This is a genomic window from Herbidospora cretacea, from assembly GCF_001570605.1.
Lineage (GTDB): Bacteria > Actinomycetota > Actinomycetes > Streptosporangiales > Streptosporangiaceae > Herbidospora > Herbidospora cretacea.
On record NZ_BBXG01000029.1, the window covers coordinates 28,653 to 47,758 of the forward strand.

The 19,106-nt window shown below is 72.8% G+C and carries 19 protein-coding genes; 12 read left to right on the plus strand and 7 right to left on the minus strand.

What is annotated here, in order from left to right; genetic code table 11:
* Nucleotides 1-164: 164 nt before the first annotated feature.
* Entirely contained in the window at nucleotides 165-470 is a 306-nt protein-coding gene (locus AW270_RS37150) for a DUF6223 family protein (RefSeq protein WP_063819460.1), read from the plus strand.
* Here the strand turns inward: AW270_RS37150 and AW270_RS35565 are convergent.
* From AW270_RS35565 to AW270_RS35590, 6 genes are read right to left on the minus strand one after another with little or no spacing between them, the layout of a single operon-like run.
* Complete coding sequence (locus AW270_RS35565) at nucleotides 467-1,624, minus strand: sulfate adenylyltransferase subunit 1 (protein ID WP_063819461.1); 1,158 nt, start codon at nucleotides 1,622-1,624, stop codon at nucleotides 467-469. The genes AW270_RS37150 and AW270_RS35565 overlap by 4 nt on opposite strands.
* Nucleotides 1,624-2,523 (minus strand): sulfate adenylyltransferase subunit CysD, encoded by a 900-nt coding sequence (gene cysD, locus AW270_RS35570; RefSeq protein ID WP_061300543.1) that lies wholly within the window; start codon nucleotides 2,521-2,523, stop codon nucleotides 1,624-1,626. Before cysD ends, AW270_RS35565 begins: the two co-directional genes overlap by 1 nt.
* Nucleotides 2,523-4,397: a M20/M25/M40 family metallo-hydrolase gene (locus AW270_RS35575; RefSeq protein WP_245675018.1), complete on the minus strand. Its 1,875-nt coding sequence runs from the start codon at nucleotides 4,395-4,397 to the stop codon at nucleotides 2,523-2,525. Before AW270_RS35575 ends, cysD begins: the two co-directional genes overlap by 1 nt.
* 5 nt (nucleotides 4,398-4,402) lie before the next feature.
* Entirely contained in the window at nucleotides 4,403-5,170 is a 768-nt protein-coding gene (locus tag AW270_RS35580; protein WP_061300545.1) for an SDR family NAD(P)-dependent oxidoreductase, read from the minus strand.
* Nucleotides 5,171-5,180: 10 nt separating this feature from the next.
* A complete protein-coding gene (locus AW270_RS35585; RefSeq protein ID WP_061300546.1) occupies nucleotides 5,181-6,095 on the minus strand; it encodes a sulfotransferase family protein in 915 nt (304 codons plus the stop codon).
* Entirely contained in the window at nucleotides 6,088-6,912 is an 825-nt protein-coding gene (locus tag AW270_RS35590; protein ID WP_218009431.1) for a family 3 encapsulin nanocompartment shell protein, read from the minus strand. Before AW270_RS35590 ends, AW270_RS35585 begins: the two co-directional genes overlap by 8 nt.
* Before the next feature lie 225 nt (nucleotides 6,913-7,137).
* Here AW270_RS35590 and AW270_RS35595 point away from each other — a divergent pair, with 225 nt between their 5' ends.
* Genes AW270_RS35595 through AW270_RS35625 form a run of 7 tightly spaced genes read left to right on the plus strand, consistent with a single transcriptional unit; the run spans nucleotide 7,138 to nucleotide 13,569 of the window.
* Nucleotides 7,138-7,320 (plus strand): hypothetical protein, encoded by a 183-nt coding sequence (locus AW270_RS35595; RefSeq protein WP_061300547.1) that lies wholly within the window; start codon nucleotides 7,138-7,140, stop codon nucleotides 7,318-7,320.
* The gene (locus tag AW270_RS35600) at nucleotides 7,320-8,168 is read left to right on the plus strand and encodes a RimK family alpha-L-glutamate ligase (RefSeq protein ID WP_061300548.1); all 849 of its coding nucleotides are present in this window, start codon (nucleotides 7,320-7,322) and stop codon (nucleotides 8,166-8,168) included. Before AW270_RS35595 ends, AW270_RS35600 begins: the two co-directional genes overlap by 1 nt.
* Nucleotides 8,165-9,199 carry an N-acetyl-gamma-glutamyl-phosphate reductase gene (gene argC / locus AW270_RS35605; protein WP_061300549.1) on the plus strand — a complete coding sequence of 345 codons (1,035 nt, stop codon included), beginning with the start codon at nucleotides 8,165-8,167 and terminating at the stop codon, nucleotides 9,197-9,199. The genes AW270_RS35600 and argC overlap by 4 nt, the downstream gene beginning before the upstream one ends.
* A gap of 8 nt (nucleotides 9,200-9,207) precedes the next feature.
* Nucleotides 9,208-10,050 carry a transketolase gene (locus AW270_RS35610; RefSeq protein WP_082802103.1) on the plus strand — a complete coding sequence of 281 codons (843 nt, stop codon included), beginning with the start codon at nucleotides 9,208-9,210 and terminating at the stop codon, nucleotides 10,048-10,050.
* Nucleotides 10,047-10,973, plus strand: a complete 927-nt coding sequence (locus tag AW270_RS35615; protein ID WP_061300550.1) for a transketolase family protein — start codon at nucleotides 10,047-10,049, stop codon at nucleotides 10,971-10,973. Before AW270_RS35610 ends, AW270_RS35615 begins: the two co-directional genes overlap by 4 nt.
* Nucleotides 10,970-12,433 carry an AMP-binding protein gene (locus AW270_RS35620; RefSeq protein ID WP_061300551.1) on the plus strand — a complete coding sequence of 488 codons (1,464 nt, stop codon included), beginning with the start codon at nucleotides 10,970-10,972 and terminating at the stop codon, nucleotides 12,431-12,433. The genes AW270_RS35615 and AW270_RS35620 overlap by 4 nt, the downstream gene beginning before the upstream one ends.
* Nucleotides 12,430-13,569 carry an acyl-CoA dehydrogenase family protein gene (locus AW270_RS35625; RefSeq protein WP_061300552.1) on the plus strand — a complete coding sequence of 380 codons (1,140 nt, stop codon included), beginning with the start codon at nucleotides 12,430-12,432 and terminating at the stop codon, nucleotides 13,567-13,569. Before AW270_RS35620 ends, AW270_RS35625 begins: the two co-directional genes overlap by 4 nt.
* A 17-nt stretch (nucleotides 13,570-13,586) precedes the next feature.
* On the opposite strand, the gene AW270_RS35630 is transcribed toward AW270_RS35625, so the two are convergent.
* Nucleotides 13,587-14,141 carry a CGNR zinc finger domain-containing protein gene (locus AW270_RS35630; protein WP_063819462.1) on the minus strand — a complete coding sequence of 185 codons (555 nt, stop codon included), beginning with the start codon at nucleotides 14,139-14,141 and terminating at the stop codon, nucleotides 13,587-13,589.
* A gap of 54 nt (nucleotides 14,142-14,195) precedes the next feature.
* Between AW270_RS35630 and AW270_RS35635 the strand changes: the two genes are divergently transcribed.
* The 4 genes from AW270_RS35635 to AW270_RS35650 all read left to right on the plus strand — a co-directional run bounded on the left by AW270_RS35635 (nucleotide 14,196) and on the right by AW270_RS35650 (nucleotide 19,048).
* A complete protein-coding gene (locus tag AW270_RS35635; protein ID WP_061300553.1) occupies nucleotides 14,196-15,596 on the plus strand; it encodes an MFS transporter in 1,401 nt (466 codons plus the stop codon).
* A gap of 134 nt (nucleotides 15,597-15,730) precedes the next feature.
* Entirely contained in the window at nucleotides 15,731-16,966 is a 1,236-nt protein-coding gene (locus tag AW270_RS35640) for an FAD-dependent monooxygenase (RefSeq protein WP_061300554.1), read from the plus strand.
* Nucleotides 16,953-17,990 carry a ketoacyl-ACP synthase III family protein gene (locus AW270_RS35645; RefSeq protein WP_061300555.1) on the plus strand — a complete coding sequence of 346 codons (1,038 nt, stop codon included), beginning with the start codon at nucleotides 16,953-16,955 and terminating at the stop codon, nucleotides 17,988-17,990. Before AW270_RS35640 ends, AW270_RS35645 begins: the two co-directional genes overlap by 14 nt.
* A complete protein-coding gene (locus AW270_RS35650; protein WP_061300556.1) occupies nucleotides 17,978-19,048 on the plus strand; it encodes a 3-deoxy-7-phosphoheptulonate synthase in 1,071 nt (356 codons plus the stop codon). The genes AW270_RS35645 and AW270_RS35650 overlap by 13 nt, the downstream gene beginning before the upstream one ends.
* The last annotated feature ends 58 nt before the right edge of the window (nucleotides 19,049-19,106 follow it).

The following is a 19,106-nucleotide window of genomic DNA, read 5'->3' on the forward strand; positions in this document are numbered from 1 at the left end:
CGACTCCTGCCCGGGGACGACCACCCGCTACCGCGGCCGCGGTACTCTCCCGGGTTTCCGCCGCGCCGGCGGCAGCGCGAAGTGCCCGCGTCCGCACGACGACCGGAGGCGGGCCCGGCGGGGACGATCGGAGCGTTCTGTCGTACGAGCGGAAGGAGCACCTCATGTCAGCGATCGCATACCTCGTCGACTACAACCTGACGTCCGGGCGGGCCTGGTCCCTGGTGGCCGCCGGAGTCGGGCTGGTCGGGGTGGTGGCCGGGGGGCTCGCGCTGGCCCGGGCCCGGCGGAGGGGGACCGTCGTCGCCCTGGGGGCGGGCCTGGCCGGGGCGGTCGTCGGGGGGCTGGTGGTGGCCGCCGCGGAAGGCGGGCCCGGCACCGGCTACGGCATCGTCGGCGGCTACCTGGCGGTGGTCGTGGGGCTGGTCGCGATGGCTCTCGGCGGCCTGGCCAGGGTCCGCACCCGTTAGGCGACCGAGATCATCCCGGCCGAGCGGGTCGCGCCGTCGGCGGGGTCGATCAGCAGGCAGGCGCCCGTGGTCCGGCTGTCGCCGTAGTCGTCGACGGCCAGGTCGGCGGCGGTGCGGACGACCACGTCGCCGATGTCGTTGATGCCGAGCGAGTCTCCCGGCCCGATCGACGAGACGACCGCCTGGACCGTCCGGGTGGTGTGCTTCACCAGGATCTTCTCGCCGACGCGCAGGTCCTTCTCGTGCAGGTGGCAGACGGTGGCGTGGAGTTCGCGGGTCGCCGGGGGCGCGGTGGCCGCCGGGGCGATCAGGCAGCCCCGGGAGACGTCGAGGTCGTCGGCCAGGCGGACCGCGATCGACTGGGGCGCCCAGGCCGTCGCGACGGGGTCGCCGAGCACGTCGATGCCGGTCACCGTGGTCGTGTGGCCGCCGGGCTGGACGGTGACCCGCTCGCCGACGCGCAGGATGCCGCCGGTGAGCTGGCCGGCGTAGGCGCGGCGGCCCCGGGTCTTGATGACGTACTGGACCGGAAGGCGGGCGGGGAGCGCGGTGAGGTCCTCGGAGACCTCGACCGTCTCCAGGAACTCCATGACGGTCGGGCCGGTGTGCCAGTCCATGTGGGCCGAGGGCACGACCACGTTGTCGCCGGTCAGCGCGGAGATCGGGATGGCGGTGACCTCGCCGGGGTAGTCGAGGTCACCGGCGATCCGGGCGAAGACCTCCTCCGACCAGCCGACCAGGTCCATCTTGTTGACGGCCAGCACCAGGTGGGGCACCCGCAGCAGCCCGGCGACGTCGGCGTGCCGCCGGGTCTGGTCGGTCACGCCGTGGCGGGCGTCCACCACCAGGACGACCAGCGAGGCCGTCGACGCGCCGGTCACCATGTTGCGGGTGTACTGCACGTGGCCCGGGGTGTCGGCCAGGATGAAGCGGCGGCGCGGGGTGGCGAAGTAGCGGTAGGCGACGTCGATGGTGATGCCCTGTTCCCGTTCGGCCCGCAGGCCGTCGGTCAGCAGGGCCAGGTCGCTGGGCGAGGCGATCTTCTCCAGTTGGTCGGACATGACCGACTTGGAGTCGTGCAGGAGACGTCCGACCAGAGTGGACTTGCCGTCGTCGACGGAGCCGGCGGTGGCCAGCCGGAGCAGCGTGGACATCAGAAATACCCTTCTCGTTTGCGGTCCTCCATGGCGGCCTCGGCCAGCCGGTCGTCGGCCCGGGTCGCGCCGCGCTCGGTGATCCGCGACGCCGCGATCTCCGCGATCACCTCCAGCGGGGTGCGGGCGGCCGACTCGACCGCGCCGGTGCAGGACATGTCGCCGACCGTCCGGTAGCGGACCGTCCGGCGGACCAGCCGTTCGTCGTGGCCGCCCCACGAACCGGGGCAGAGCCACATGCCGCGCCGGTCGAACACGTCGCGCTCGTGGGCGTAGTAGATCGGCGGCAAGGCGATGTCCTCGGCCGCGATGTACTGCCAGACGTCGAGTTCCGTCCAGTTGGACAGCGGGAAGACGCGCACGTGCTCGCCGGGCGTGTGGCGGCCGTTGTAGAGGTTCCACAGCTCGGGGCGCTGGCGGCGGGGGTCCCAGCCGCCGAACTCGTCGCGCAGCGAGAACACCCGCTCCTTGGCGCGGGCCTTCTCCTCGTCGCGCCGGCCGCCGCCGAAGACGGCGTCGTGGCCGCCCGACTCGATGGCGTCGAGCAGCGGCGTGGTCTGGAGCCCGTTCCGTTCCGGCACGTCCGGCAGCGCGCCCCGGTCGATGTAGTCCTGCACCGAGGCGACGTTCAGCCGCAGGCCCTCGGTGACCCGGTCGCGGAAGGCGATGACCTCGGGGAAGTTGTGGCCGGTGTCGACGTGCAGGAGGGGGAACGGCAGCGGCGCGGGGGTGAAGGCCTTCAGCGCCAGGTGCAGCATGACGATGGAGTCCTTGCCGCCCGAGAAGAGCAGCACGGGGCGTTCGAACTCGCCGGCGGTCTCGCGGATGATGTGGACGGCCTCGGCCTCCAGCGTCCGCAGGTGGGTGGTGGCGGCCATCTCCAGTGTCGGGGTCGGCATCAGGCGGCCCTCCTCATCGTCTGGGTCCCGGCGGCGATCCATTCGGCGACCGCCCGCGACAGGACCGCGCGGGCCCGCCGGTACTCGCCCGCCTCCAGGTGCTCGTGGGGGGTGTGGTCGAGCTTGGCGTCGCCGGGGCCGTAGGCCACCATCGGCACCCCCTGCCAGGTCGTGGCCAGGGTGTTCATGTCGCTGGACCCCTTCTTGGCGAGGAACCGGTTGACCACGCCCTCGGCCCGGAAGGCCCGCGAGAAGGCCTTGACCAGCGGGCTGGTCCGGGCGGTCAGGTGACCGGGGGTGGCCCGGAGCACCTCGACCTCGACGGGATGGGCGACCTCCCGCAGGTGGCGGACGAGGTCGTCGAGCGACATCGTCGAGGGGACGCGGACGTCCACGACCGCCTCCCCGCGCTGCACGTCGCCGCCGTTGACGGCGTGGATCCCCAGCACGGCCAGCAGGGCGTCGGGGCCCTCCTCGGCCAGGCTCGCCCGCAGCCGGGCGAGCACGTCGACCATCTGGTCGGCGGCCGTGGTGACGCCCTGACCGGCGGTGTGCCCGACGGGGTCGGCGACGCCGATCCGGACCTTCAGCAGGCCGTAGTAGCCGATGGTGAGCGCGCCCGCGCCCGACGGCTCCCCGATGATGACGGCGTCGGCCCGGTAGTGGTCGCGGACGAAGAACGCGCCCGCCGAGGTGATCTCCTCCTCGACCGCGCCGACCACCCTGACCTGGGTGTCCGGCGGGACGTCGAGGTCGTGCAGGGTCTCCAGGTAGGCGACCAGGCTGCCCTTGGCGTCGACGCAGCCACGCCCCGAGAGGGTGCCCCCGTCCCACCGGACCGGCCAGCGGTGGGGGACGGTGTCGAGGTGGCCGAGCATGAGGAGGCTGCGGCGGCCCGACCCCTTCCAGGCCACGAGGTTGCCGGCCTCGTCGACCTCGGCGTCGATGCCGCGTTCGTGGCACCATCCGGCCAGGTAGTCGGCCAGCTCGCGTTCGTCCCGCGACACCGAGGAGATCTCCACGGCGCGGGTGAGCAGGGTCAGGTCGTCGGCGGGCGGGTCGGCCCGCCAGAACCGGGTCCCGGCCTCCAGCGAGTGGGGCCCGGTGATGGCGACGTCGGCGGTCCCGTCGAGGGCGATCTCGGCCGCGCGGACCTTCTGCCGCATGCGGCCCCGGGCGAAGCGCAGGCCCTCGCCCCGGGCGACGTCGGGGATCCCCGACGTGTCGGCGGCGGGGTCGGCCAGCAGGCCCGGCGTGCCGGTGACCAGCCGCAGGTGGTCGGCGCCGAGCGCGTTGGCCAGCTCGGCGGCCAGCACGTCGGCGTCGACGTTCAGCGGCGGGCCTCCGTCCGCGGCGGCGGCCGGAGGGGCCACGCAGACGACGTCGAACGCGTCGAGCAGCTGGGCCAGGCACCCGGTCGCGACCTCGGACACGGTCCCGGCCCGGTGGTCCCTGACGATCACCGACCGGCCTCCCTCGACCGCTCGCAGCGGCGGGTTGGGCCGGGCCGTCACCAGCGAACCGGCGTGGGCGGTCGAGGTGAAGCAGGTCAGCCCGCGTGAGGTCAGCGCCTCGCGGACGCGGGGCAGGGTGACCCGCTCGTAGGCGGCCACGATGTGGTCCATCTCCTCGGGCGGGCAGTAGCGCGCCGTGGCGCCGTTCTTCAGGTCGAGGCTGCGGACCGGGCGTCCGATCGCCTCGTAGTGGGCCGCGATGCCGGCCGCGCCGCCCGCCACCAGGAGGATCTTCGCGCCGCGGCCGCGCAGGCGGGCCACTTCGTCGAAGACCGTCTCATGGGCGAGGCTCGCGCTGCCGATCTTGACAACGTAGAGGGCCGCCGTATGGGTGGTGGCGACCTCGCCGAGCACAGACACGAAATTCACACTCCTCTGGTGTTGCCGCCGTCGGCGACGAAGACCGTCCCGGTGACGTAGGAGGCCTGGTCGCTGACGAGGAAGGCGGCCAGGGCGCCGAAGTCGTCGACGTCCCCGATCCGGCCCAGCGGGATCCGCCGGGCGACCTGGGCCAGCTCGTCCTCGACGGCGTCGCCGAACTGCTCGTCCAGGATCGGGGTCCGATGGAAGCCGGGGGCCAGCACGTTCACCGTCACCCCGCTCGCTCCCAGCGCGCCGACCAGGCCCTTCATGTAGCCGAGCAGGCCCAGCCGGGCCACCGACGACAGGCCGCTCTCGGGGTGGGGCTGCTTGACCGACTCGGAGGCGATCATCAGCACCCTGCCCCAGCCGCCCTTCTTGAGGTGGGGCAGCGCGGCCAGGGTCAGCGCGATGTGCGGGATCAGGTTGGCGTCGAGGGCGGCGCGGTAGTCGGCCACGCCGAACGCGTCGACCGGGCCGAACGGCACGCCGCCCGAGTTGGTCACGATGATGTCGATGCCGCCCAGGGTGGCGGCGGTGTCGCGGACCCAGGCGGCGGCGGCGTTCTCGTCGCACAGGTCCACCGGGACGCTCAGCACGTCGCCGTCGCCCATCGCGCTCACCTCGACGTGGGCGCGGGCCAGCTTGCCGGGGTCGCGTCCGCAGATGGCGACGCTGGCCCCCTCGGCGGCCAGGGCCTTGGCGACGCCCAGGCCGAGGCCGCTGCTGGAGCAGGCCACCATGGCGACGCGCCCTTTGAGCCGCAGATCCATGACTTTCCCCTCAGGTCAGAATCGGATAGCCGTACCGGCCGAGCAGCGGGAGCGCGGGGCCGGTGGCGGCGGCGCGGGCGTGGGCCGGCAGGCCCGTGCGCCAGCGCTCGTCGGCGCGGATGCGCGCCGGACCGGCCGACAGCCGGTCGGGGTTGCCGGTGACCGTGTGGTTCACGCTCAGCACGACGTTGCCGTCCGCGTCGGCGGGCGGCTCGTCGTCGAGACCGGCGAAGGAGAGCACCCGGGCGAGCGTCCCGCGCGGGTCGCGGCACAGGTCCTCGTGGCGGACCCGCAGGTAGCGGTCGGGCGCGGCGTGGCCGGACAGTTCGGAGGCCAGGTTGAAGCCGGTCCAGAAGCCGCTGCTGCGCGCGGGGCTCATCGGGTCGATGTAGTCCTTGGCCTTCGCGTAGGAGAAGGCGGTCGCGCGCGGGTCGCGGACCATGTGCAGCACCTTCACGTCGAGGTCGGCGCGGCCCAGCAGGGCCGCCGCCTCGGCCGGGAACTTCGAGCCGTCGACGATGAGGCGCTCGCCGCCGTGCGCGGCGAGGGTCCGGTAGATCGCGGCGGTACGGCCGACCGCCTGCGCCACCCCCGGAGCCGTGGCGGTCCGGCCGGTCGACTCGGCGATCCGGTCGCGCGTGTGGCGGGTGCGGAGCAGCGCCCGCTGCTGGAGCGTCATCAGCCGCGCCTCGCCCAGCCGATCACCACCGGTGGAGGTGATCACCTTCGACCACAGGTCGCAGGCGGTGACGTCGGCGCCGCAGCCGCAGGTGGAGTTGGTGCCGGCCTTGAGGATGCCGTTCTGCCACAGGTAGTGCAGCTCGCCGACGTGCAGCACGCCGGGCAGCTCGCCTAGGACGTTGCCGAGCATGGTGCTGCCGCTGCGCAGCCAGCCGGTGATGTAGAGGACGCGCGGCTCACCCATGCCACTTCACCGCCATCAGGTGCTGCGGCAGGTGCACCGCCAGCCCGATCCGGGAGGTGGCCCTGACCGCGCCGGGAACCAGCTCGATCGAGGCGACGCCCGGCATGAGCAGCGTGCAGGCGGCCCGGAAGTCGCCCATGAGCAGGGTGTCCTTCGGCATCATGCGGGTCCGCGAGACGGTGATGCCGGAGTTCTGGAACCGGGCCAGCAGGTCGTCGCGGACCATCTTCCAGTACGTCTCGGGATGCGCCACCACGCCGTCGCAGGAGCCGCCGGTCTCCTCGATCTCCCCGGCGGCCCGGGTGACGGTGGTGGCCAGGTCGTCGTGGCTCTCCGCCGAGCGGCTGCCCGGCAGACCCAGCAGGCCGGTGATGGCCCCGTCGGCGGTGCCGTGCAGCAGGGACTCGTTCTCGACGACGGAGAGACGTACCAGAACGCGGTAGTCCACATAGGCGGCGAGCAGCGCGGGATCGGCGGCGACGCCGTCGGGGAGCGGGACCTCGACGGAGAGGTCGGTCAGCGGCGCTTTCATCAGCCGGGGCGCGAAAGCGGCCTCCGGGGTGGCGTCATAAGCGGTTCCGGCGCTCTCCAGCCGGCCTTTCGGCGGTTCGTGGACGTAGGCGACGGAATCGTCGGCGACGTCGGCCGTCTTCAGCAGGTGCCGGACGGTGTAGCGCGGCCGGGCCGCGAACAGCGGGAACGCGGCCGGAAGGTGCAGGTCGAACGGGACCGCGCGGGCCCCGGCGGCCACCTCGGCGGCGAACCGCTCCCCGGGCGACCCCAGAGCCGGGAGTTCTTGCAGGGCTGTCGCTCGCATGAGCCCTCCTAATGGGATATACGACTCCAGCCGAGCTTAATAATTCACCGAATACATTTCTTCCGTCCGGCGAGTAGGAGCGCTTATGCTCTGAGGACGACGTGTTTATATGGCCCCCGATAAGCGCGGGAATTCACTTCGATCGGCAACCCTTATTGGCGATTCACCGCCGATTCTGGTTACGGTTGAAATGCCGAAATTCCCCCGACGACAGAGGGACGAGCCATGCAGAACGTTGTGAACGCCCCCGAGTGTCCCGAGTGCGCGGCACAGGTCTCCATCGACGCCGACGCCCGGGTGAGCGAGATCGTCGAATGCCTCGACTGCCGCAGTGAACTGGAGATCGCCTCCGTCACGCCGCCGTCCCTGACGATCGCCCCCGAGGTCGAGGAGGACTGGGGAGAGTGATGAACTCCGACACCCGCCTCGCCGTGCTCGCGTCACGGGTGCGGTTCGAGGAGAAGCAGATCATGGCCGCGCTCGACCGGCGCGGCGTCTCGTTCGTCCACCTCGATCCCCGGTCGCTCGTCGTCAGCGACGACACGCGCCAGGACCTGACGGTGCTCAACCGCGAGATCGGGCACTACCGGGCCCTCTACGCCGCCAGTGCGCTGGAGTCGGCGGGGGCGGCGGTCCTCAACACCGCCGCCGCCACCCACGTCAGCGGCGACAAGTGGCTGACGACCTCGGCTCTCATGGCCAAGGGCCTGCCGACCCCCCGCACGGCCCTGGCCATGACGCCGGAGGCGGCCCACGACGCCCTCGACCAGATCGGCTACCCGGCCGTGGTGAAACCGCTGGTCGGCTCGTGGGGACGCCTGGTCACCGCGATCCCCGACCGGGCCACCGCCGTGGGGATCCTCGAACACGTCGCGGCGCTGCCCTCGCCCCAGCAGCACATCGTCTACGTGCAGGAACTCGTCGAGAAGGCCGACCGGGACATCCGGGTGCTGGTCGTCGGCGGGGAGGCGCTGGGCGCGACCTACCGGCGCGGCGACGAGTGGCGCACCAACGTCGCCCGCGGCGCCGTGTCCGTGAAGTGCGACCTGACCAACGTCCACGCGAAGCTCGCCGTGGCCGCCGCCGAGGCGGTGGGCGCCGAGATCGCTGGGGTCGACCTGCTGGAGGACGCCGACGGCCACCTGACGGTGCTGGAGGTCAACGACCGGGTCGAGTTCCGGGGCTTCCAGGACGCCCACGAGATCGACGTCGCCGACGTCATCGCCTCCTACGCGATCGCGAGGGCAGAGGCATGATCCGATGCGCCGTCGTGGGAGGCGCCGGCTACATCGGCGGCGAACTCCTGCGCATCCTCACCGGGCACCCCTCGGCCGAGCTGACGGCCGCCACCTCACGGCGGCTGCGCGGCCGGCTGATCGACGGGGCCCACCCCAACCTGCGTGGCCGCACCCGGCTGTCCTTCGTCTCCGAGGAGGAGCTCGACCAGGACGGCCCCTACGACGTGCTGTTCCTGGCCACGCCCCACCGCGAGACCATGCGGCGGATGCCCGAGTTCCTCGGGCTGGCCGCGACCGTGATCGACCTGTCCGGCGACTTCCGCCTGCACGACCCCAAGGTCTACGCCGACTATTACGGCGTCGACCACGTGGCCCCCGACCTGATCGGGACCTTCACCACGGGCGTGCCGGAGCTGCACCGCGAGGAGCTGCAGAAGTCGAGCCGCATCAGCGTGCCCGGGTGCATGGCCAACGCCGGCATCCTGGCGCTGACCCCGCTGGCCGAGGCCGGGCTCATCCACGGCGAGCTGTCCGTGGACGCCCGCACCGGGTCGAGCGGCGCCGGCGCGACCGCCGGGGCGGAGAACCTGCACGCCGAACGCAGCGGCGCCCTGCGCGTCTTCGCGCCCACCCGCCACCGCCACGAGGCGGAGATCTCCCAGGCCACCGGCCTGCCGGTCCGCATGCGGGCCACCGGGATCGAGGCGGTCCGCGGTGTGCAGCTCGTCTGCACGGCCCCGCTGACCGAGGGCACCGAGGAGCGCGCGATCCGGGCGGCCTACCGCGACCGGTACGCCGACGAGCACTTCGTGCGGGTCGTCGCCCACCGGCGCGGGCTGCACCGCTTCCCGGACGCCAAGATCCTCTCCGGCTCGAACTTCTGCGACGTCGGTTTCGCCCTCGACGCCGGGTCGACCACGGTCACCGTGATCGCGGCCCTGGACAACCTCGTCAAGGGCGGCGCCGGGAACGCCGTGCAGTGCATGAACATCCGCCACGGCCGTCCCGAACGCGAAGGCCTGGAGTTCGTGGGCCTGCACCCCAACTAGGAGTCTCGATGACCACCACCATCGGTGCCCCCCAGGACCTGGGCACGGCGGCCGGGACCGCCGCCCGGATCAGGGAGCACATCGTCAACCTGTGCGCCAGCCCCGAGGGCGGCCACCTGGGCGGCTCGATGTCGCTCGCGGAGATCCTCGCGACCCTCTACACGCGGGTGCTGCGGGTCGATCCGTCCCGGCCCGGGGCCGTCGAAAGGGACATCCTGCTGCTCAGCAAGGGGCACGGCGGCCTGGCGCTCTACGCGGCGCTGACCGAGGCCGGTTTCTTCCCGGCGACCCGGCTCAACGAGTACGCGCAGCCGGGCAGCGAGTTCATGGCCCACCCCCACGCCGAGATCCCCGGCGTCGAGATGCCCTCCGGGTCGCTCGGCCACGGGCTGGCGCTGGCGGTCGGGTTCGGGCTCGGGTTCCGGCTCGACGGCGCGGACCGGCGGTGCTTCGTCGTCATGGGTGACGGCGAGCTCCAGGAGGGCTCCGTCTGGGAGGCCGCCTCGGTGGCCGCCGCCCAGCGCCTCGACAGCGTCGTCGCGATCGTCGACCGCAACCGGCTCCAGATCACCGGCGGGACCGAGACGATCGACGCGCTCGAACCGCTGGCCGACCGGTGGTCGGCCTTCGGCTGGTCGGTACGCGAGGTCGACGGCCACTCGGTGGAGGAACTCGAGGCCGCGCTGACCGAGCCGCCGGTCCCCGGCCGCCCGACCGTCGTGATCGCCCGGACCGTGAAGGGCAAGGGCATCCCGTTCGTCGAGGACCAGCCGCGCAGCCACTACGCCAAGCTCGGCGAACGGCAGCACGCCAAGGCCCTCGCCGCGCTCCGGAGAGGAGCCGTGTCATGAGCCCCTCCTCCCGTGAGGTCTACCGGGACGCCGTCCTGGACCTGCTCCCCCGCGACGACCGGCTGGTCTGCCTCGACTCCGACACCGGCCTGTTCGACGCCGCGAAGTTCCCCGAGCGCTACGTCAACCTCGGCATCGCCGAGCACACGCTGATGGGCGCGGCGGCCGGGCTGGCCAAGTCGGGCCGGATCCCGCTGGTCAACACGATGGCGGCGTTCGCGTCGTCGCGCGCCAACGAGGCCGTGAAGATCGACATCGCCCTCAACAACCTGCCGGTGCGGATCGCCGGGACCCACTCGGGCGTGTCCGCCGGGCACCTCGGGCCGACCCACCACGCGCTGGAGGACCTGGCCGTGATGCGGGCGCTGCCCAACATGACCGTGGTCGTGCCGGCCGACGGCCCGCAGACCGGGACCCTGTTCCGGCAGTCGCTGGGCGTCAACGGCCCCGTCTACCTGCGGCTCGGCCGCAACGCGACCCCGGAGATCCCCGACGCGCCGCCGGTCAGGCTCGGCCTGGCGCAGGTGCTCAGGGATGGCGCCGACGTGACGCTGGCGGCCTGCGGGCCCTACCCGGTGATCGCCGCCCTCGACGCCGCCGACCTCTTGGAGCAGGAGGGCGTCCGCGCGTCGGTGCTCAACGTCCACACCGTCAAGCCCCTGGACGTCGCCACGATCGCCGCCCACGCCCGGCGCTCCGGCGTGGTGGTCACCGTCGAGGAACACTGGCGCAACGCCGGGTTCGGGTCGGCCGTGGCCGAGTCGCTGGCGGAGATCACCCCCAGCCTGGTGCTCCGGGTTGCGATGCCGGACGCGTTCGTCCCCGTCGCCGGCGGGCAGCGGTATCTCGCCGAGCGCGGCGGCGTCACCGCCGCCTCGGTCGCGGCCAGGGCACGAGCGGCTCTTGGGAGGGATCCGCGATGACCGTCATGGACGACCTGCGCGGACACCCGCGCGGCAAGCTCGCCCTGGTCTGCTACCAGGACGGCACGGCCGTCGAACTGACCTACGGCGACCTGCTCGACCGAGTCGACCGCATGGCCACCCTGCTGCACCGCCTCGGTGTGGCCAAGGGCCAGGTCGTGACGCTCCAGCTGCCCAACTCGTGGCAGCTCGCGGCGCTGATCCTGGCGTGCTACCGGATCGGGGCGATCCCCGGCCCGGTCGTGCCGATCATGCGGCGGCGTGAGGTCCAGTTCATGCTGAACCTGACCGAGAGCCCCGTCTACATCGCGCGCCGCGAGTTCCGCGGCTTCTCGTACAAGGACATGATCGCCTCCGTGGACGCGCCGAAGCTGCGTCACACCCTGTTCGCCGAGGAGCTGTCCCTGCCGGAGAGCGACCTCGACGGCGTCACCGAGTCGGGCCCCGGCGACCCCGCCCAGGTGGCCTTCACCTCCGGGACGACCGGGGAGCCGAAGGGCGTCGTGCACAGCCACGACACCCTCCACGCGATGAACCGGGCCCAGGCCGACGTGCTCCACCTGACCGCCGACGTCGTCACGGCCATGGGGTCGCCGACGACGCACCAGGCCGGGTTCACCTGGAACCTGATCATGCCGCTGCTGCTCGGCGGCACCGCGGTCCACGTCGAGTCGTGGGACGCCGACCGGATGCTCGACATCCTCCAGGAGCGCCGGGTGACCTTCTTCATGGGCGCCCCGACCTTCCTGTCCGACCTCATCGAGACCCAGTCCGCCCGGCCGCGCGATCTGAGCGCCCTGGCGACGTTCGCGACCGGCAGCGCGCCCATCGCGCCCTACCTGGTCGAACGCGCCCGCGACGTGCTCGGCTGCCGCCTCTACGCCCTGTGGGGGATGACCGAGAACGGCTGCGTCACCATCACCCGTCCCGAGGACCCGCCGATGCGGGCCGCCGAGAGCGACGGCACGGTCGTGCCCGGCATGGAGGTGCGGATCGCCGAGGGCGGCCGGCTCCAGGTCAGGGGCGCGTCCCAGTGCCTGGGCTACTTCCGGCGCGAGCACGTCTACCAGGCGTGCCTCACCGACGATGGCTGGTTCGACACCGGCGACCTGGCCCGCGACGACGGGCACGGCGGCATCCGGATCACCGGCCGCGTGAAGGACGTCATCATGCGCGGCGCGGAGAACATCCCCGTCGTCGAGGTCGAGAACGCGCTGCTCCGGCACGACGCGGTCCGCGACGTCGCGGTGGTCGGCTACCCCGATCCCCGGCTCGGCGAGCGGGCCTGCGCGGTGATGGTGGCCTCCCCCGCTCCGAGCCTCGACGACCTGCGGGTGCACCTGGCCGGGCTCGGGATGGCCAAGCAGTACTGGCCGGAACGGCTGGAGATCGTCGGTTCCCTGCCGCGCACGCCGTCCGGGAAGATCCAGAAGTTCGCGCTGCGGGAGGGGCTGCGATGAACACCGACTTCACACCCCAGCAGGAGACGCTGGCCAAACGGGTCCGCGAGTTCGCCGCCGACCGCGTCGCGCCCTTCCGGGCCGAGAGCGACCGGCGGGCCGAATACCGTCCGGGCCTGCTGGCCGACATGGCGGCCGAGGGGCTGTTCTCCTTACGCGTCCCCGAGGAGTTCGGCGGCCAGGGCCTCGACGCGGTCAGCGCCGGCATCGTGCTGGAGGAGCTAGCGGCGGCCGACCTGTCGGTCTGCTACCCGGTGCTCAACGCGGCGCTGGTCGGCGGCGTGCTGGCCGCCAACGGGACCCCGGCCCAGCTGGCCCGGTGGCTGCCGGGCATCGCCGCCGGGACGTCCGTCGTCGCCCTCGGCCTGACCGAGGCCGGCCACGGGACCGACGCGGCGGCCATCGAGACCGCCGGGGAGCACTTCCCCGACGGCTGGCGGCTGACCGGCGAGAAGACCTCCATCATGGCCACCGCCTACGCCACCCACGCCCTGCTGTTCGCCCGCACGGGCGGCCCGGGGGCGCGCGGGATCAGCGCCTTCTACACCCCCCTCCACGGCGTCCGCCGGGAGCTCCACTCCGACCTGGGCTGCCGGGCGGGCGGGCGCGGCCGGTTCACCCTCGACGGCCTGCACGTCGCCAACGACGACCTCGTCGGACGGCCGGGCGCGGGATTCGTCGAGGTCATGCGCGGCTTCGGGGTGTCCCGGGCGCTGATCTCCCTGATGGCCATCGCCGTCGGCCAGGCCGCGCTGGACGAGGCGATGGCCTACGCCGGACGGCGGGAGGCCTTCGGCCGGCCGATCGGGAAGTTCCAGTCGGTCGCGTTCCCCCTGGTCGAACACGCCACGATGCTGCACGCCGCGCGCCTGGTCTCCTACGAGGCCCTGGCCGCCGCCGACGCGGGGCGCGACCCGCGCCTGCCCGCGAACATGGCGAAGTGGTGGGCCCCCAAGGCCGCCATGGAGGCGGTCCACCAGTCGCTCCTCACGATGGGCCACGTCGGCTGGTCGGAGGACGGCCCGGTGGCCCAGCGCCTCCGCGACGTCATCGGCCTGCAACTGGCCGACGGCACCGCCGCCGCGACCAAACTGGTCGTCGCCCGCCATCTGCTGGGACGGGAGGCGGCACCGTGAGGGGCGACGTCGAACCCTCAGCGCGCCGGCCGGTCGGCCGTGCCCCGGCGGTAGGTGCGCATCTTCGCGCGGGTGCCGCAGACGGCCATCGAGCACCAGCGGCTGCCCCGGTTCCGGGACCGGTCGTAGAAGGCCCACTCGCACCGCTGCTCGCGGCAGGTCTTCAGCCGGGACCACGAACCGTCGGCCACGGCCGAGGCGACCGCGCCGAGGACCGTCGCGAAGACGCCGCGCAGATCCTGCTGGGCCGGGCGCAGGCCGAGGGTCTCGCCCGACAGCACCAGCGGGCAGTCACGGGCGACGTGGCCGATCGTCAGCCGCGCCTCCCGGTCGGGGGCCGAGCCGTTGTTCTCGCGGAGCACGGCGCGCAGCGCCTCCCGCAGGGTGACGGCGTCGCGCCGGTCGAGCTCGCCTACAGCGGCCGAGAGGCCGTGGCGGGCGAGCCAGCGCTCCACCCCTTCGGCCGTGGCGAACTCGTCGGGCCCGAACTCCACATTGACGCTGTTCACGAACGACTGGACCAGCGCCAGCGGGCCCGGCGCGGTCTCCCTGTCTCCCGGCTGACCTTTCACGCTTACCAGTAAACGGATTTCACTGGTAACAAACAAGTAAGAGGAGGAAAGACCATGTCCCAGGAGAACCGCAAGCCGGCCCTGGCACTGCTGTGCATGGCCCAGTTCGTGCTGGTCCTGGACTTCGCGATCGTCAACGTCGCATTGCCCTCCATCCAGCGGGACCTCGGCTTCACCGACAGCGCCCTGCAGTGGGTCGTCGGCGCGTACGCGCTGTTCTTCGGCGGGTTCCTGCTGGTCGGCGGGCGGCTCGGCGACATCGTGGGACGCAAGAGGATGTTCGTCGGCGGCCTGGCCGTCTTCACCGCCGCGTCCCTGGCGGGCGGGGTCGCGACCGAGCCCATCGTGCTCATCGTGGCCCGCGCGCTCCAGGGCCTCTCGGCGGCGATGGTGTCGCCGGCCGTGCTGGCGCTGATCGCGGGCGGCTACCCCGAAGGCAAGGAACGCGCGAAGGCCATGGGCATCTTCGGCGCGGTCGCCTCGGCCGGGTTCACCGGCGGGGTCCTCTTCGGCGGCGTGCTGACCGAGCTGTTCGGCTGGCGGGCGGTCATGTTCGTGAACGTCCCCGTCGGCGTCGCGCTGGTGCTCCGGGCGGTCAGGCGCCTGGACGCCGACCACGTCGCCCACCGCACCCAGCGGATCGACGTCCCCGGCGCCATCCTGGTCACGGCCGGCATGTGCGCGCTGACCTACGCCCTCACCACCGCCACCGACCACGGCTGGTCGGCCCCCGGCGTCGTCTACCCGCTGATCGGGGCGGCGGTGCTGCTGGCCGCGTTCTTCGTGCTCCAGACCCGCTCGGCCAACCCGCTGGTGCCGCTGTCGATCTTCAAGATCCGCGGCGTGGTCGCCGGTGACTCCATCGCGTTCCTGTCGGGCGGCGTCATGTCGATCTCGACCTACTTCCTGACCCTCTACATGCAGCACGGCCTCGGCTACTCCGCCATCCAGACGGGCCTGGCGTTCTTCCCGCAGGCCGTCGTGACCGTGCTGGCCGCGAAGTTCGTGGCCGACCTGACCGGCCGCGTCGGGCCCCGGCCGGTGCTCATCGGCGGCGCGGCCTGTCTGACCGCCGGTTCGGCCTGGCTGCTCACCGTCCCCGTGAACGGGAGCTACTGGCTGCACGTGCTGCCCGGCGGCGTCCTGATCGGGCTCGGCGTGACGGTCATGATGATCTCCACCGCGGTGGCCGCCACGACCGGGGTCGACGGGCCGCGCATGGGCCTGGCCAGCGGTCTGTACAACTCGCTGCGCCAGCTCGGGGTGGGCCTGCTGCTGGCCATCGCCGTGACGGCGGCGGTGCCGACCACCGACCCGCAGAACATCGGCAGCTACCACGTCGCGTTCGGGATCAGCACGGTCCTGTCGGTGCTGATCGCGCTGATCGCGGCGGCCGTCCTGCGCCCTCGCGAGGCCGCGACGCCGGTCGCCGAGAAGGAGAGGGTCGACGCCTGAGAAAAGCGCCGAAAAGGCCGGTCCCCGATAAGGGGTCCGGCCTTTTTTCTTCATAAACAGCGCTAATCGAGACGCCATTGTTTGCCCGTAGTTACCGCCATAGCGTGGAAAGCGGTAACAGCGAAAGGACGGACATGGCGAACACACTGATCGCCGGCGGCGGGATCGGCGGCCTGGCGGCCGCGCTCTCGATCGCCCGAGCAGGCACCAATGATCCGCACCGCGTGACCGTGCTCGAACGCGGTGACCGGTTCGCCGAGCTCGGCGCCGGGATCCAGCTCGCGCCCAACGCGTTCCGCGCCCTCGACCTGCTGGGCGTCGGCGACCGGGTGCGCGAGCGCGCGGTCTTCATCGACGAACTGCGCCTCATGGACGGCACCACCGGCCGCCGCGTCACCGGCCTCCCCTTGACGGGGACCTACCGGGAGCGCTTCGGCAACCCCTACGCGGTCGTCCACCGGGGCGACCTCTACCAGCCGCTCCTGGACGCCTGCCGCGCCGACGGCCGGATCGAGCTCCTGCCGGGCCACGCGGTCACCGGCTACACGCAGACCGCGGACAAGGTCGTCGTGACGAGCCGGATCGCCGGCAAGGTGACCGCCGACGGCCGGACCACCGGCTCAGGCACCGTGACCCGCTTCGAGGCCGACTACCTGATCGGCGCCGACGGGATCCGCTCCGCGGTCCGGGCGCAGCTGGTCGGCGACGGGCGGCCCCGGGTCTCCGGCCACACGATCCACCGCTCGGTCATCCCGATGGAGCGGGTCCCCGAGGAGCTGCGGTGGAACGTCGTCACCCTGTGGGCCGGGCCCAAGTGGCACTTCGTGCACTATCCGATCGGCGGCGGCGCGTTCCTCAACCTGGCCGCCACCGTCGACGACGGAGCCACCCGGGAGGTCGCGGGTGAGCCGGTCGCGCGGGAGGTCGTGCGGAACCGGTTTCCCGGTCTGAGCGACACGGCCAGAGCTCTGCTCGCCCTCGGCGACGAGTGGCGGACCTGGGTCCTGTGCGACCGCGACCCCGTCTCGGCCTGGACCGACGGCCGGGTGGCCCTGCTGGGCGACGCGGCGCACCCGATGCTCCAGTACGCCGCCCAGGGCGCCTGCACCGCCCTTGAGGACGCGGTCGTGCTCGGCGACGTCTTCCCCGACCTCGACGCCTACGCCGCCCTGCGGCGGGAGCGCACCGCGGACGCGACGCGCGCCGCCCGGTGGCTGGGCGACCGGATCTACCACCCGGCCGGCGAGGCCGCCCGGGAGCGCAACGGCATGCTGGCCGCGCTGTCCGAGACGGACCTGCACGACCACGTGGCCTGGTTACACGCCTACAACCCCCGCACAGAAAGGATCCCGAGCGATGCGGTTCGATGACATATGGGTCGCCGGAACCGGCGGCACGCTCGGCGAAAGGGTCCCGGTCGAACGGGCCGTCGCCTCCGGCGACTACTCGGCCGAGGCCGCGAGGAGCACCGGGCAGGTCTCGGTCTCGATGTCGCGGCAGGCCCCGCCCGAGATGGCGGTCGCGGCCGGACGCCGCGCGGTCAAGACGGCCGAGGACACCGGCGCCCACGTCGGCCCGGACACCTTCCACCTGCACAGTCACAGCCACTTCCAGGGCGTCGACATGTGGCCGGCCGCCTGCTGGATCGCCGGGGAGCTCCTCGGCACCGATCTGCGCGGCATGCCGATGTCGGTCCAGGCGGCCTCCAACGGCTCGCTCGCCAGCCTGGAGATCGCGGCGAACACGCTCACCGCCCGGCCCGAGCTGCCCTCGGCGCTGATCACCGTCGCCGACCGGTTCGCGCCGCCCGCCGACCGGTGGTACCTGTCCCCCGGCATGGTGTTCGGGGACGGCGCGGCGGCGGCCGTGCTGACCAGGAACAGCGGCCTGCTCCGGCTCCGCAGCCTGGTGTCGGAGACCGACGCCGCGCTCGAGGGCCTGTCGCGGGGGGACGAACCGTTCCGCTCCGCGCCCCAGCCGGGAGCGGACATGCGCGGCCGGACCCGGGCGTTCCTCGCCCACAGCGGCCTGTCGCTGAAGGACGTGCGCCGGCGCTCGGCCGAGCGCACCCACAGCGTGGTCACCCGGGCGTGCGACGAGGCGGGCGTCCCGCTTGAGGACCTCGACTGGTTCGTCACGCCCTTCGTCGGGCGGGCCCTGCACCAGGACAGCTTCCTGCGGCCCTTCGACGGCTTCACGCCGCGCAACACCCTGCTGGAGCTCGGCCTGGCGACCGGGCACCTCGGCCCGGCCGACGGCCTCTACGCCCTGCACCACCTGGTCCGCGACGACCTGATCGCGCCGGGGGCCTCGGTGCTGGTGCTCGGCACCGGCATGGGCTTCACCTTCTCCGCCGCAGTGCTCACCAGGGAGGACACGACATGCGCACGGTGAACCCCCGCATCGCCGCGGTCGAGCCGCTGCTCACCCCGGCCGAACTGCGCGCCACCATCCCGGTGGGCGACCTCGCCGCCGAGACCCTGCTCCGGGGCCGCGAGGAGATCGCCCGGATCCTCGACGGCACCGACGACCGGCTGCTCGTCGTCACGGGCCCGTGCTCGGTGCACGACCCGGTCTCCTGCCTCGCCTACGCCGAGCGCCTGGCCCACCTGGCCGAGGAGGTCTCCGACACCCTGCTGCTCGTCATGCGGGTGTACGTGGAGAAGCCCCGCACCCGCCTCGGCTGGAAGGGCCTGGTCAGCGACCCGCACCTGAACGGCTCCCACGACGTCAACGAGGGCCTGCGCCTCTCGCGCGAGCTGCTGACGAAGGTGCTGGAGCTCGGCCTGCCCACCGGGTGCGAGTTCCTCGACCCGACCGTGGCCCGGTATCTGTCCGACGTGGTCTGCTGGGGCGCGATCGGCGCCCGGACCGTGCAGAGCCAGACGCACCGCGCGCTGACCAGCGGCCTGGCGATGCCGGTCGGCATGAAGAACACCACGACCGGCGCGGTCGGCGACGCCATCGACGCGATCGTCTGCGCCGCCCAGGGCCACGTGTTCCCCGGCATCGACGACGACGGCCTGGCCGCCGTCATCGAGACCAGCGGCAACCCCGACTGTCACATCGTGCTGCGCGGCGGCGCGGCCGGGCCGAACTACGGGCCGCTGGACGTCGCCCGGACCCTCGACGCCCTCGGCGGCGCGGGGCTGCCGCAGCGGCTGGTGATCGACGCCAGCCACGGCAACAGCGGCAAGGACCACGAACGCCAGCCCGTCGTCGTCGCCGACGTCGCCCGCCGCATCGCGGCCGGTGAGGGCGGCATCGCCGGCCTGATGGTGGAGAGCTTCCTGGCCTCAGGCCGGCAGGAGCTCGTGCTGGGCGAACCCGAGCGGCTGACCTTCGGCCAGAGCGTGACCGACGCCTGCGTCGGCTGGGACCGCACGACCCGCATGGTCGCCCAGCTCGCCGACGCCGTCGCCGCCGGCCGCGCCTCCACTGTGGCTGCCTGAAAGCGAGACGCGGACGGCCGAAGGCCGGCCGTGGCTCGCGCTGTGAACCTGCCCAATA

What these genes read in the sequence shown, in the direction of transcription:
- AW270_RS35615 (WP_061300550.1), top strand. Translation starts at nt 10,047, where the DNA reads ATGAGCCCCTCCTCCCGTGAGGTCTACCGGGACGCCGTCCTGGACCTG.
- AW270_RS35595 (WP_061300547.1), top strand. Translation starts at nt 7,138, where the DNA reads ATGCAGAACGTTGTGAACGCCCCCGAGTGTCCCGAGTGCGCGGCACAG.
- AW270_RS35625 (WP_061300552.1), top strand. Translation starts at nt 12,430, where the DNA reads ATGAACACCGACTTCACACCCCAGCAGGAGACGCTGGCCAAACGGGTC.
- AW270_RS35580 (WP_061300545.1), bottom strand. Translation starts at nt 5,170, where the DNA reads ATGGATCTGCGGCTCAAAGGGCGCGTCGCCATGGTGGCCTGCTCCAGC.
- AW270_RS35620 (WP_061300551.1), top strand. Translation starts at nt 10,970, where the DNA reads ATGACCGTCATGGACGACCTGCGCGGACACCCGCGCGGCAAGCTCGCC.
- AW270_RS35590 (WP_218009431.1), bottom strand. Translation starts at nt 6,912, where the DNA reads ATGCGAGCGACAGCCCTGCAAGAACTCCCGGCTCTGGGGTCGCCCGGG.
- AW270_RS35650 (WP_061300556.1), top strand. Translation starts at nt 17,978, where the DNA reads ATGCGCACGGTGAACCCCCGCATCGCCGCGGTCGAGCCGCTGCTCACC.
- AW270_RS35565 (WP_063819461.1), bottom strand. Translation starts at nt 1,624, where the DNA reads ATGTCCACGCTGCTCCGGCTGGCCACCGCCGGCTCCGTCGACGACGGC.
- AW270_RS35640 (WP_061300554.1), top strand. Translation starts at nt 15,731, where the DNA reads ATGGCGAACACACTGATCGCCGGCGGCGGGATCGGCGGCCTGGCGGCC.
- AW270_RS35635 (WP_061300553.1), top strand. Translation starts at nt 14,196, where the DNA reads ATGTCCCAGGAGAACCGCAAGCCGGCCCTGGCACTGCTGTGCATGGCC.
- AW270_RS37150 (WP_063819460.1), top strand. Translation starts at nt 165, where the DNA reads ATGTCAGCGATCGCATACCTCGTCGACTACAACCTGACGTCCGGGCGG.
- AW270_RS35645 (WP_061300555.1), top strand. Translation starts at nt 16,953, where the DNA reads ATGCGGTTCGATGACATATGGGTCGCCGGAACCGGCGGCACGCTCGGC.
- cysD (WP_061300543.1), bottom strand. Translation starts at nt 2,523, where the DNA reads ATGCCGACCCCGACACTGGAGATGGCCGCCACCACCCACCTGCGGACG.
- argC (WP_061300549.1), top strand. Translation starts at nt 8,165, where the DNA reads ATGATCCGATGCGCCGTCGTGGGAGGCGCCGGCTACATCGGCGGCGAA.
- AW270_RS35610 (WP_082802103.1), top strand. Translation starts at nt 9,208, where the DNA reads ATGACCACCACCATCGGTGCCCCCCAGGACCTGGGCACGGCGGCCGGG.
- AW270_RS35585 (WP_061300546.1), bottom strand. Translation starts at nt 6,095, where the DNA reads ATGGGTGAGCCGCGCGTCCTCTACATCACCGGCTGGCTGCGCAGCGGC.
- AW270_RS35600 (WP_061300548.1), top strand. Translation starts at nt 7,320, where the DNA reads ATGAACTCCGACACCCGCCTCGCCGTGCTCGCGTCACGGGTGCGGTTC.